This window comes from Mesorhizobium sp. CA5, assembly GCF_020165105.1.
In the GTDB taxonomy this organism is placed as follows: Bacteria; Pseudomonadota; Alphaproteobacteria; order Rhizobiales; family Rhizobiaceae; genus Mesorhizobium.
In genome coordinates this window covers 367200-378568 of sequence record NZ_JAIUHJ010000001.1, presented here as the reverse complement: position 1 = coordinate 378568, position 11369 = coordinate 367200, and the positions used below count along the sequence as shown (strand labels likewise).

The following is an 11369-nucleotide window of genomic DNA, read 5'->3' as shown; positions in this document are numbered from 1 at the left end:
CTTCGGACGCAAGCGGCCCGGTGGACTGGAAAAACCGTGCCGCATCAAACAGGATGCCTTATGGCATGGAGAAAACCATGAACCATTCTTATCGTTGGGTCATCGTCGCGGCCGGCGCGCTGATGACCTGCGTGGCGCTCGGCGCCATGTTTTCGCTGGCGATCTTTCTGGAGCCGATGTCGCTCGACACGAACTGGTCGCGCACCGGCATTTCCAGCGCCATGACCTTGAATTTCCTGGTGATGGGTCTGGGCGGCTTCGCCTGGGGCGCGATCTATGACCGGGTCGGCGCCAGGCCCGTGGTGCTTGCGGGCGCGGTGCTGCTTGGATTGTCGCTGGTGGTGGCGAGCCGGGCGACCTCGCTGCTGGTCTTCCAGCTCAGCTACGGCGTCATCGTCGGGCTGGCGGCCAGCGCCTTCTTCGCGCCGATGATCGCGCTCACCACCGCCTGGTTCGAAACCAATCGCAGCCTCGCCGTCTCGCTGGTCTCGGCCGGCATGGGCGTGGCGCCGATGACGATCTCGCCCTTCGCCCGCTGGCTGATCACGGCCTATGACTGGCGCACCGCCATGTTCGACATCGGCGTCATGGCCTGGGTGCTCCTGTTGCCCGCCGTCTTGCTGGTGCGCCAGCCACCGGCGGCGGTCGCAGCCAGCGACGGCACGCCGGCGCCGGTCACCGACGATCCAGGCATGAGCGTCGGCCAGGCGCTGCGCTCGCCGCAATTCATCGTGCTGGGCCTCACCTTCTTCGCCTGCTGCGCGGCGCATTCGGGCCCGATCTTCCACATGGTGAGCTATGCCATGTCCTGCGGTGTGGCGCCGATGGCGGCCGTGTCGATCTACAGCGTCGAGGGGCTGGCCGGCCTTGGCGGGCGCGTGCTCTACGGCGTGCTCGGCGACCGGCTGGGCGTCAAGCCTGTGCTGGTCACCGGGCTTGCTATCCAGGGCCTGGTGATCGCCGCTTATCTCACCGTCGGCCAGCTCGAGCAGTTCTACCTTCTGGCCGTCATCTTCGGCGCCACCTATGGCGGCGTGATGCCGCTTTACGCGGTGCTGGCGCGCGAATATTTCGGCCTGCGCATCATCGGCACCGTCCTCGGCGCGGCCACGATGCTCTCCAGCCTCGGCATGTCGCTCGGGCCGCTCGCCGGCGGCATGATCTACGACGCCACTGCCAGCTATCGCTGGCTGTTCATCGGCTCGGCGCTGATCGGGCTGGGCGCCGCCGGCATCGCGATTGCCTTCCCGCCGCAGCCGAGCCGGCAGAAACTGCAGATGGCTTGAGAACTGCTGATGGTCTCCCCCCTTGTGGGGGAGATTAGCCAGTCCTCTCACCCCGTGCCCGTGCCCGTGCGTACCGCCTCGCGGTCGCTCTCGTCGCGCTTCACCCGCTCGTCGGAGATCAGCACCACCGGGCATGGGCTGCGCCGCAGGACGGCCGTCGTCGTCTCGCCGAAGATCAGCTCCTCGCCCTGGCGCCGCGCCACGCCCATGACGATCAACGCCACGTTGCGGCCTGCCTGGCGGGCGATGGCGTCGGCGGCGGCGGCTCTGCTGCGGATCGCCGTCTCGATCTCGACGCCGTAGCGGTCGGCAAGCGCGACGATGTCCTTCAGCACGGCTTCCCTGCGGCGGTGCGAGACGGTGTCGCGCAGCTCGTCGCGGCCGGCCCGTGCGACATAGAGCGTCTTGACGGGCGCGCCGGTGACGGCGGCAACGGCCAAAGCCAGTTCGGCGCCGCGCCGGGCAACGGCCGTGCCGTTGACCGGCACCAGTATCTTGCCCGATCGCGGGCCGAGCCGAGGCATCTGGCGGCCGGCGGTGGCCGGCTTCAACACCAGGCAGAGCGGCCCGTCGAAGGCGCCGGCGACCTCGTTCAGCCGATGCGAGAAGGCCCCCTTGGAAGTGACGGCGCGGCCGAGGCCGACGAGCAGCATGCCGTAGCCCTTGCGCGCCTCCTTGGTGACAGCTTCGGCCGAGAGCTCCTCATGCTGGCGGCGGGTGACCGGGGCCTCGCGCACCGGCGTCTCGTCGCCTTGTTTCGCCGCCTCACGGCTGTCTTCGGCGCCTTTCTCGATTTCCTCCAGATGCAACCCTTCGGTCGGCTCGGCATCGGTCTCGCCGCTCGAATGCAGCACCGTCGTCGGCTTGCCGGCGCCGATGACGCCGGCGAGATAGGCGGCGAAGCGTCCGACGATACCCTCGTCGACTACAACCAGCAGCCGCTCCAGATTGGCGACGAATCCGCGCTGGTCGATCTCCTCGCGCTCCAGTCTTTTCTGCTCGCCTTCGCCCATCGGCAGGCGGCGCAGCGCCCAGCGCAATGTCGGCGGCATGGCCAGGGTGGTGATGACCGCCATGGTGACGATCATGGTGAAGAGGTTGTGCGACAGCACGCCCATCGACAGGCCGATCGAGGCGACGATGACCTCCGTGGAACCGCGCGCGTTCATGCCGCAGCCCACCGCGACGCCCTCGGCGCGGCTCATGCCGGCGAACTCGGCGCCGATGAAGGCGCCGCCGAACTTGCCGATGCTGGCGATGATGACCAGCGCCACCGTCAGCAGCGCAAGCTGAGGATCGAGAAGCACAGTGAGGTCTGCGGATAGTCCGGCGACGCCGAAAAACACCGGCATGAAAAGGGCGGTGATGATGCCACGCAGCTGCCCTTCGATGTGGCGCGACAGGATTGGGGACTCGCCGACCAAGATGCCTGCGACGAAGGCGCCGAGCACGGTGTGCACGCCGATCAGATCGGTGATCAAGGCCATGGCGCCCATGATGGCGAGGATGACGGTGACGACCGCATATTCGGAGCGGAAAGTGTCGTTGGTCCAGCGGATGGCGTCGAAGACGATGCGGCGCCCGAGCGTGAAGGAAAACGCCATGAAGAGGGCGACGCCGGCAACCGTGAAGGCCAGGTTGCCGATCTGGATCCGCCCCTGGGTGGCGATGCCGATGGTGATGGCGATGATCACCCAGCCGATCGTGTCCTCGATGATGGCCGACGAGACGATGATCTGGCCGAGGTCGCGGCGCATGAAGTTCATATCGCGCACCACCATGGCGACGATCTTGACCGAGGAGATGGAGAGCGCGGTGCCGAGGAACAGCCCGGCGACGATGCGTTCGCTGCCTGCGGCAAGCAGCGTGGCCGGCATGAACTGGGCGGCGACGAAGCCGAGCGCGAAGGGCACCGCCACGCCGGCGGCCGAAATGGAAAAACAGGCGCGGCCGACGCGGCGCACGAGCCGCAGATCCGTTTCCATGCCGGTGAGCAGGAGCAGCATCAACACGCCCAGCTGGGCGATGGCGTTAATCATCGACTTTTGCGAGGCGTCACCGGCAAAGACCAGCCGCTCGGCCGCCGGCCAGACCCAGCCGAACAGCGAAGGCCCAAGCAGGATGCCGCCGATCAGCTGTCCCATCACCGCCGGCTGGCCCAGTATTTCCAGAACCTCGCCGATGCCGCGACCGACGACAAGGAGCAGGATGAGTTCGGCGACGAAAATGCCTTCCGAGGACATGCCGGTCTTCTCGGCGGCGAAGGCGACGACGGGCATCAGCAGAAGCGCAGCGGCGGCTAACACGACCGACCGGCGCCGATTGAGTATTTTGGACAAGCTGTCTCCCCTCGATTTCGCGTCATAACGGTTTGGCCGGTGGTTCGGTTGCACGGCGTCGGAGCTGCCAATCTCCCCCCTCGTGGGGGAGATGTCCGGCAGGACAGAGGAGGGCGCGAAGGAACGCGGCTTCACAGCCAGAAGCGTTAACATCTGCAGGTCCGGCATGGGACATGCAGCAAGAGAGACAGGCAGAAGTTGGTGCTCTACGGCGCCCCCCTCTGCCCTGCCGGACATCTCCCCCACAAGTGGGGAGATCAGCAGTTCCGGCGCCGTCTCCGACAATTCTAATCAAATGCCACCACGGATTTTTGCTTCCCGGTAAAACGACTCGGCGATGTTCGCGCCGTGGCGGGCAATAAGGAGAAGCTAATGAAAAGCGACTTTGCCGCCGCCCACCTGCACCTCGACCGGGCCTGCCATTACCTGCGCGGCGACGATGAAACGAGCCGCGCGGCACTTGCGGCGCTCGACCTTGTGATCGAGGCAGTGGCGGCAGCCCAGCATGCCAGGCCGATGGCCGATGTGCTGCCGTTTCCGCGGCGCGCGAATGGTGGTGTCCCCCGCTTGCAACCTGACTTATCCGCCTGAAAAGGCGGGAACATTCCGGCCGGCCGCACGTTGAAGCAACAGGGGTGTGGCCGGTCGATGTCAAGGCGAGGACCGGCCATGGCGGCGGGAGGCGCCCGGCAGAATGTCCCAGACGAATGCCGCAAAATCCACAGATGCAGCTGTGGCAAGGTCGACAGAGGCGGCTGCGCCGGCAAGATCCACCGAGAAGGCCGCGCCGCCGCGCGCTTCCGACACGCTGGCGCTCAAGCTCAGCTCTCCTGAATTCACCACGACGCTGTCGCATTTTCACCGCGCCGAGATCGCGCGCATGGCCGGCTGGCGCGACCGGCTCGACCGCACCAGCAACTGGGCGATCACGGTGGTGGCTGCGATGCTGTCGGTATCGCTGTCGACACCCAGCGCGCATCACGGCGTGCTTTTGTTCGCCATGCTCCTGATCACGCTGCTGTTGTGGATCGAGGCGCGGCGCTACCGCTTCTTCGACGTCTACCGCGCCCGCGTGCGGCAATTCGAGCGTTACTACTTCGCGCAGATCTTTTCGCCACAGCCGGACTATGCTTCCAACTGGCTGGCCATCCTCGGCGAAGGCCTGCGCTCGCCGCGTTTCCTGATCACGCAGCGCGCGGCGCTGATCCGCCGGCTGCGCCGCAACTACATCTTCATGTACACGATCCTGCTGCTTGCCTGGATCCTGAAGATAACCACGCCGAGCCTGTCGCGCGAAGGCTCTCCCATCGGCTTCGGCGCTTCGCTCGTCGACACGTTCCGGGTGGCGACGCTCGGCCCGATTCCCGGCGTCGTCGTCGTGTGCGGCGTGGCCGGCTGCTACCTCGCGCTGCTCGCCGCGGCGTTCCTGGTCCGCGCCGACGACGGTGAGCTGTCCTTCGGCGACGTGCATGTGTGAGGGAAAGGAATAGGGCAGTAGTGAGTAGTGAGTAGTGAGTAGTGAGTAGTGAGTAGTGAGTAAGTTAGCGATGGGAGTTCGCGGCGTCTATGTGGCCTGAGACTCTTGACCTACTCCCCTACTCCCTCACCTACAGCGACAGCGCCGTCCGAAACTCCCGGGTCGAATTGCGGGCGGGATAAGGCTCTTCCGGCACGGGAACGCCCAGATGGGCGCAAAGCGGGGCCCAGCCGTCGCCGAGCTTGTGGACCAGCAGACGTTCGGCCGGCACGGTATTCAGCACCGCCTCGACATTGTCCTGATAGATCGCGATCGCGTGGGCGCGATCCTGCGGGCGGCCGTCAAAAGCCTGTTTCGAAACGAGCGAGATGCCGAGCGACTCCTGGTCCGTGCTGCCGACGATCGCCGGCAGGATGGTTTTTTCGAAACTCTCCCACCAGCTTTCGGGCGAGCGCCAGGTCAGGATGACGCGCGCCTGGGGATAGATTTCGATCAACTCGCGCCAATAATGCGCCGAGGGCCAGTCGACGCAGGATTTATAACCGGCAAAGAGCCTGTCCCAGTCGGGCGCGGCGCCCTTGGCCAGCGCCCGCCAGAGCGCCTTCTGCTCCTCATGCGCCATCACCTCCGACATATGATGGCAAGGGCCGAAACCCAGCATGGTCAGCGCCTCGCGCATCGAATCCGTCCCGGTCCGACCGAAGCCGGTTCCAATCACCTTGAGCGACATTTCCCCTCCTCCTCCCGTCTTCAAGCGGCTGCGATCAATCTCCCTGTACCACGAGCCGCAGGCGGTTGCCTTCCGGATCGGCGGTCGAGATAACGCGACCGTCCCTTTTCACCGGTATGTCGGCCGCTTCGAGCCTGCGCTCCACGGCGGCGAGCTCCTGCGCGGAGCCAAGCTCGACGGTGAAATGGTCGAGGCCGGCCGCACCCGGCGGCGGCTCGCGCAGCTCGTCGCGCGCCCAGATGTTGAAGGCCACCATATGGGCGCGGCGCGCCGTGCCGCAGTCGAACATGCCGAAAGTCCGGGACTGGATATGCGGCCGGAAGCCGAGCACCCCGAGATAGAATTTCATCAGCATCTCGGGCGCGCGGGCGCGCAAATGGATGTGGCCGATAAAGGCATCCTGCGCCATCTTCTGCTCGATATGGCCGGAGTTGCCGAGGTCGCGCAGCAAGCCCGATACGTCGAGCGGCTCGAGCCCCGAATGCGCGCTGCCGTCGGTGGCAATCAGCGTCACGCGGCCATTGGGCGACACTTCGCGGCGCAGCAGGCGCTCCGGCGTGTCGAAGCAGATCTCGATGCCGTTACCGGAGGGGTCGGAGACATAGAGCGATTCCGAAACCAGGTGATCCTGGGCGCTGAACCGTAAGCCAGATGCCTTGAGGCGGGCGGCCGTATGCGCGAGATCGCGGCGGCTGGTGATATGGACGGCGACGTGGAAGAGATCGCGCGACTTCTGCGGCAACGGTGCCTCCGCGCCGGCATGGAGCACGATCAGTGTCCGGCCGCCGGCGCCAAGCTCCGCCATGGTGGCGTCCTCGCCAAGCAGCGCCAACCCAAGCGCGTCGCGCCAGACATTCAAGGCCGCCGGCACGTCGGTCACCTTGAGATGGACCGGCCCGAGACGGGTCACCGGAGACAGCAATCCATCATCCATCATCGTCTGTCCGATTGCGGCCAATGACATATTAGCTGTGAATGAATTGCCTGTCGCGCTCCAAGTTCGGGTTGACCCCTTCCCGGCGGACGGCAACTATTGCGACGGTCGGTTTTCTGGAATTGGTTCAGCAGGAGGAGATCGCATGGACGAGACCGAACAGTGGCGCAACATGGCGAGCGCGCCGCGGGACGGCAGCCGCATCCTGGTGACGGTGCGCTCCTCCGAGCAGGGACCGGCCGAGGTCGACATGGCCTACTGGTCGCGCGCCGACCAGTTCGGCGAGGAAGGCTGGCGGGCGTCGGATTCCTCGCCCGGCCGCATCGTCGAATATGCAGAACCGGAACTCAGATGCTGGATGCCGCTGCCGACCGCAGGACTCGGGACGATGCCCAGCCCGTGGGAGGGAGATGACGTGCCGCTGGTGGACGGAGAGGGAATTTAAGGTGAAGCCCGCCGTGGCTCGGAAGGCCGGCTTTCAAAGCCGAAACGAGGCGGGTCCTCGCCCGGCACGCCGGCGAGAGAGCGCTGCACGGGCCGACGCCGCCAAGGCAAGAAGCCTGCTCACGAGCATTGGTAGACTTATCCTGGGAGCGCCGGGAAACCGTTGAGCTAACTGCCGCTCCCGGTACCGCGCCTGGGCGATGTCGTGACGAAAGATTGCGGGTGGGTTGCCTTGGGGCCGGCAGAAACCGTCTTCTTGCCGGAAGGGCCAGTCGGTCGGGCTGAATGGCAGCATTGAGGTTCTCCCACGTTTCAGGTTCGGCAACTCTCTGGCGCGACCGTGATAAAGCTGGAGATGGCAGCGTGATCGAAACGTGAAAAAGACCGCTTGGGACAGATAGCGGTTGAATTACTAGGGGCGAAGCGAAAGAATTGCCATGACCGTGGCCGGGGCCGAACTCAATGAAAGGGCCTCATCTTTATCTTCTGGGCGGATTTGATCTCGCCGGCACTGGCGCGGCTGCTCCAACTTTGAGCCGCAAGGCACGGGCGATGATGGCGTATCTCGCCCTGCAAGCCGGACAGGCACAATCGCGCGAGAAGCTGGCCGCCCTGCTCTGGAGCCTGAATGGCGAAACCCAGGCCCGGATGAGCCTCAGGCAAGCCGTTTCGGCCATCCGAAAGGCCATGCATAAGTGCGGCAGCGGACGGTTTCTGACGGACGGCGCCAGTGTCGGCCTGTATCTCAACGAGATCGACTTCGATGTCGCCCGGTTCGAGACGCTTGCGACAGGATGGTCGCCCGAACACCTCGAGCAGGCACTCGCCGTCTACCGCGGCGACCTGCTCGACGGTCTTGGCGTGAAAGAGGAGCCGTTCGAAGATTGGCTTCGAGTTGAACGCGAGCGGCTGAGAACGATCGCGGTTGCAGCGCTGGACAGGCTGGTGGCGCATTACAGCGCGTCGAACGACCTTTCATCCTGTGCGCGGACGGCTGCGCGACTGCTCGCAATGGAGCCTCTGCGCGAAGATATCCACCGGGCATTGATGAGGGCCTATGCCGCGCAGGGCCGCATCAACCTTGCTCTTAAACAGTATGAGCTCTGCCGTGAGGCGCTGGAGAGAGATCTTGGGCTGCAGCCAGAATTGGAAACGCGCCAACTATACAAGGCTCTCCGGACACGCCGGATGAGCTCATCGCCTCACTCGACACGTCCGGTTGCGGCCGCCGAGCCGGCGGCCGGTTCGGGGGCAAATGCCGGTGGGAGCCTTTCCGGCGGCGAGCCGATGCCACCGACCACCCACTACGTCAAATCGGCAGGAATCAACATCGCCTATCAGGTGACCGGCGAAGGGCCGATTGACCTCATATACGTGCCCGGCTGGGTCTCCAACCTCGACCTTGCCTGGGGCTCGCCGCGCTTCGCGCATGTGCTCAAGCGGCTCGGCACCTTTTCACGCCTGATCCGATTCGACAAACGCGGCACCGGTCTATCCGACCGCAATGTCGGCCTGCCGACGCTGGAAGAGCGCATGGAGGATATGCGTGCGGTGCTGGACGCAGTCGGCTCCACCCGAGCGGTGCTGTTCGGCAGCTCGGAGGGCGGTCCGATGTGCATGCTTTTCGCCGCCACCTATCCCGAGCGTACGTCCGCGCTGGTGCTTAACGGAACCTACGCCAAGGGCACTTGGTCAAAAGAGTATCCGTGGGCCAGAACTGTGGCGCAGGTGGACGACGACGTAGCAGCCGTCGAGAGACAATGGGGCAAGCCAGCCGACATGAGCAACGCAGCGCCGAGCCTGACCGAAGACATGGTCGAACGCGAATGGTTCGCCGCCTATCTCAGGAATTCGGCCTCGCCCGCCGATGCAATCGCGCTCTGGCGCTGGGGTACCGAGGTCGACGTTCGCGACATCCTGCCGGCGATCCGCGTGCCGACGCTGATCGTGCAGAGGACCGGCGATCGCTGGGTGCGCCCAGAGGAAGGGCGTTACTTGGCAACCCACATCCAAGGCGCCAGATACGTCGAGCTGGCCGGCAGAGACCACGTGATCTGGGGTGAAGATTGCGACAGTCTGGTTGACGAGATACGAAGCTTCGTCACCGGATCGACATCCCGAAAGACCATCTCTGCGCTCACCGGATGAGCGGGGGCATGTCGTCGGCAGAACTGCTCATTTCCCATCCGTGGGAAGGTTGGCGGTTCCGACGCCGCGCCAAAAGGGGCGCAGCCCTCAGAATAAAAACGCCGCCGTGGCCGGATCGGGTCCCGTCCGGCCGTCGGCCGAATCCAGACCGTGAACGGTCTGCATGTCGTCCGCGTCCAGCTCGAAGCCGAAGATGTCGAAATTGCCGGCGATGCGCTCCCGGTGGATTGACTTCGGAATGACGACCAGCCCCTCCTGCAGGTGCCAGCGGATGATGACCTGCGCCACCGACTTGCCGTGCTTCTTCGCGATCTTCTCCAGCGTCGGATCGGCCAGCAGCCGGCCGCTGCCCAGCGGGCTCCAGCTCTCGATACGGATGTTGTGCCTGGCGTGAAAATCGCGCTTGTCACGCTGCTGGAAGCGCGGATGCAATTCGATCTGGTTGACGACCGGCGTCACGCCGGTCTCGCCGATGATGCGCTCCAGATGGTCCTGGTTGAAGTTCGAGACGCCGACAGACTTGATACGGCCGGCCTTCCGCAGTTCGACCAGCGTCTTCCAGGCTTCGACATATTTGTTCTGGCTGGGCACCGGCCAGTGGATGAGGAACAGGTCGATCTGGTCAATGCCGAGCTTCTGCATCGTATCGTCGAAGGCGCGCAGCGCCGCGTCACGCTGATGCGCGCCGTTGCGCAGCTTGGAGGTAATGAACGGCTCGGCGCGCGGGACGCCGGCAGCACGGATCGCCTCGCCGACGCCTTCCTCGTTGCGATAACCCTCGGCGGTGTCGATCAGCCGGTAGCCGGCCTCGATGCCCCAGCGCACAACCTTGGCCGTGATCTCCGGATCGACCTGCCAGACGCCCAGCCCTATCTGCGGGATGGTGGCGCCGTCGTTCAATTTGAGCTGTTCGGGCATGGGAGGTTCCTTTTGGAAGGGAGGGTGGTGCCGACTATGTAGGCCACGGGTTGGGGAATGCCAGTTGGGCAGAGGTTGGCGAGACAGCAATCCCTCTGTCCTGCCGGACATCTCCCCACGAGGGGGAGATTAGCAGTTCCCGCGCCTCAGCCCCTCGCCCCGAACCGCAGCCCATCCATCAAGAGCTTCACCAGCCGCCCCGACCGCTCGCGCCAGTCTGGCGTGTTCGGCGCCGAGTAGATGCCGCCCAGCGCATGCATCACATCGGAGGCATCGACGTCGGCGCGGATTTTTCCCGAGGCGGCAGCGGCCTCGATCAGGCTTCGCATGGCGCCCGAGACGCGGCCGGACGTGTCGGAGAACAGCGTCGAGTTGGTGGTGAGCAATAGGCGCAGGCTGGTGGCGAGGCCGCGCTTGGTGGCGATATAATCGACGAAGCGCTGCATCCAGAGCTCCAGCGCGACATCGGCAGGATGCTCACGAGCAAGTTCCTCGGCGGCGTGGCAAAGTCCTTCCACCTCGCGGCGATAGACGACCTCGACCAGATGCTCGCGAGTCGGGAAATGGCGGTAGAGCGTGCCGATGCCGACCCCTGCCCGCTTGGCGATCTCCTCCAGCGAGGCGTCGACGCCATCGGTAGCAAAAGCCTGCGCGGCCACCTCGACCAGCCTGTCGCGGTTGCGTTGCGCATCGGCGCGCAGCGGCTTTGGCGCATGCGTGTCGCGCTTCGCTTCAGCGGTCATTTCCTGGTCAGGCACTTTTTTCTCCACCGAACGCAATATGGGGGTTGAACCATGACCGGCCAGACCCCACGTAAATAAACGGAGGCACCTCCGTTTTAGTGGAGTGCTTTTATCATATAACCAGGGGAAGCGGTATGTCACGTAGAGAAGGACGGGAAACGCACCCTGGTTGGTGGAGCGCGGCGATGAGGCTGCTGATCTCCTCCCGTGCGGGGGAGATGTCCGGCAGGCCAGAGGGGGGCGCTGTCCTGCCAACGTCTTGGCAAGTGACGGGCGCTTCCTTCCTGGCGCTATCTAGCGGATCGCAGAAACGGCAAACGCCTCGTTCCGTCACACCCCCCTCTGCCCTG

The 11369-nt window shown here is 65.0% G+C and carries 10 protein-coding genes; 5 read left to right on the top strand and 5 right to left on the bottom strand.

Annotated features, from left to right (window positions below; genetic code table 11):
- The first annotated feature begins 77 nt into the window (after positions 1-77).
- Positions 78-1286, top strand: coding sequence for an MFS transporter (locus LB529_RS02055; RefSeq protein WP_224710022.1), 1209 nt, complete (start codon positions 78-80; stop codon positions 1284-1286).
- Positions 1287-1333: 47 nt separating this feature from the next.
- Here LB529_RS02055 and LB529_RS02050 read toward each other — a convergent pair whose 3' ends face one another.
- Positions 1334-3565 carry a cation:proton antiporter gene (locus tag LB529_RS02050; RefSeq protein ID WP_224710121.1) on the bottom strand — a complete coding sequence of 744 codons (2232 nt, stop codon included), beginning with the start codon at positions 3563-3565 and terminating at the stop codon, positions 1334-1336.
- Positions 3566-3997: 432 nt separating this feature from the next.
- Between LB529_RS02050 and LB529_RS02045 the strand changes: the two genes are divergently transcribed.
- Together LB529_RS02045 and LB529_RS02040 are read left to right on the top strand one after the other, a co-directional pair.
- The gene (locus LB529_RS02045; RefSeq protein WP_224548928.1) at positions 3998-4216 is read left to right on the top strand and encodes a hypothetical protein; all 219 of its coding nucleotides are present in this window, start codon (positions 3998-4000) and stop codon (positions 4214-4216) included.
- Positions 4217-4319: 103 nt separating this feature from the next.
- The gene (locus tag LB529_RS02040) at positions 4320-5102 is read left to right on the top strand and encodes a DUF2270 domain-containing protein (protein ID WP_140541618.1); all 783 of its coding nucleotides are present in this window, start codon (positions 4320-4322) and stop codon (positions 5100-5102) included.
- A 130-nt stretch (positions 5103-5232) separates the two neighbouring features.
- Here LB529_RS02040 and LB529_RS02035 read toward each other — a convergent pair whose 3' ends face one another.
- Both LB529_RS02035 and LB529_RS02030 read right to left on the bottom strand, forming a co-directional pair.
- A complete protein-coding gene (locus LB529_RS02035) occupies positions 5233-5832 on the bottom strand; it encodes a sulfotransferase family protein (RefSeq protein ID WP_224710021.1) in 600 nt (199 codons plus the stop codon).
- Between the two features lie 34 nt (positions 5833-5866).
- Entirely contained in the window at positions 5867-6766 is a 900-nt protein-coding gene (locus LB529_RS02030; RefSeq protein WP_224710020.1) for a VOC family protein, read from the bottom strand.
- A 145-nt stretch (positions 6767-6911) separates the two neighbouring features.
- Here LB529_RS02030 and LB529_RS02025 point away from each other — a divergent pair, with 145 nt between their 5' ends.
- Entirely contained in the window at positions 6912-7211 is a 300-nt protein-coding gene (locus LB529_RS02025) for a hypothetical protein (protein ID WP_224710019.1), read from the top strand.
- Between the two features lie 461 nt (positions 7212-7672).
- Positions 7673-9358: an alpha/beta fold hydrolase gene (locus tag LB529_RS02020; protein ID WP_224710018.1), complete on the top strand. Its 1686-nt coding sequence runs from the start codon at positions 7673-7675 to the stop codon at positions 9356-9358.
- A gap of 87 nt (positions 9359-9445) precedes the next feature.
- On the opposite strand, the gene LB529_RS02015 is transcribed toward LB529_RS02020, so the two are convergent.
- Both LB529_RS02015 and LB529_RS02010 read right to left on the bottom strand, forming a co-directional pair.
- Entirely contained in the window at positions 9446-10276 is an 831-nt protein-coding gene (locus LB529_RS02015; RefSeq protein WP_224710017.1) for an aldo/keto reductase, read from the bottom strand.
- Between the two features lie 146 nt (positions 10277-10422).
- Positions 10423-11019, bottom strand: a complete 597-nt coding sequence (locus LB529_RS02010) for a TetR/AcrR family transcriptional regulator (protein WP_224710120.1) — start codon at positions 11017-11019, stop codon at positions 10423-10425.
- Between the last annotated feature and the right edge of the window lie 350 nt (positions 11020-11369).

What these genes read in the sequence shown, in the direction of transcription:
- LB529_RS02010 (WP_224710120.1), bottom strand. Translation starts at nt 11,019, where the DNA reads ATGACCGCTGAAGCGAAGCGCGACACGCATGCGCCAAAGCCGCTGCGC.
- LB529_RS02055 (WP_224710022.1), top strand. Translation starts at nt 78, where the DNA reads ATGAACCATTCTTATCGTTGGGTCATCGTCGCGGCCGGCGCGCTGATG.
- LB529_RS02050 (WP_224710121.1), bottom strand. Translation starts at nt 3,565, where the DNA reads ATGCCCGTCGTCGCCTTCGCCGCCGAGAAGACCGGCATGTCCTCGGAA.
- LB529_RS02025 (WP_224710019.1), top strand. Translation starts at nt 6,912, where the DNA reads ATGGACGAGACCGAACAGTGGCGCAACATGGCGAGCGCGCCGCGGGAC.
- LB529_RS02045 (WP_224548928.1), top strand. Translation starts at nt 3,998, where the DNA reads ATGAAAAGCGACTTTGCCGCCGCCCACCTGCACCTCGACCGGGCCTGC.
- LB529_RS02015 (WP_224710017.1), bottom strand. Translation starts at nt 10,276, where the DNA reads ATGCCCGAACAGCTCAAATTGAACGACGGCGCCACCATCCCGCAGATA.
- LB529_RS02020 (WP_224710018.1), top strand. Translation starts at nt 7,673, where the DNA reads ATGAAAGGGCCTCATCTTTATCTTCTGGGCGGATTTGATCTCGCCGGC.
- LB529_RS02035 (WP_224710021.1), bottom strand. Translation starts at nt 5,832, where the DNA reads ATGTCGCTCAAGGTGATTGGAACCGGCTTCGGTCGGACCGGGACGGAT.
- LB529_RS02040 (WP_140541618.1), top strand. Translation starts at nt 4,320, where the DNA reads ATGTCCCAGACGAATGCCGCAAAATCCACAGATGCAGCTGTGGCAAGG.
- LB529_RS02030 (WP_224710020.1), bottom strand. Translation starts at nt 6,766, where the DNA reads ATGGATGATGGATTGCTGTCTCCGGTGACCCGTCTCGGGCCGGTCCAT.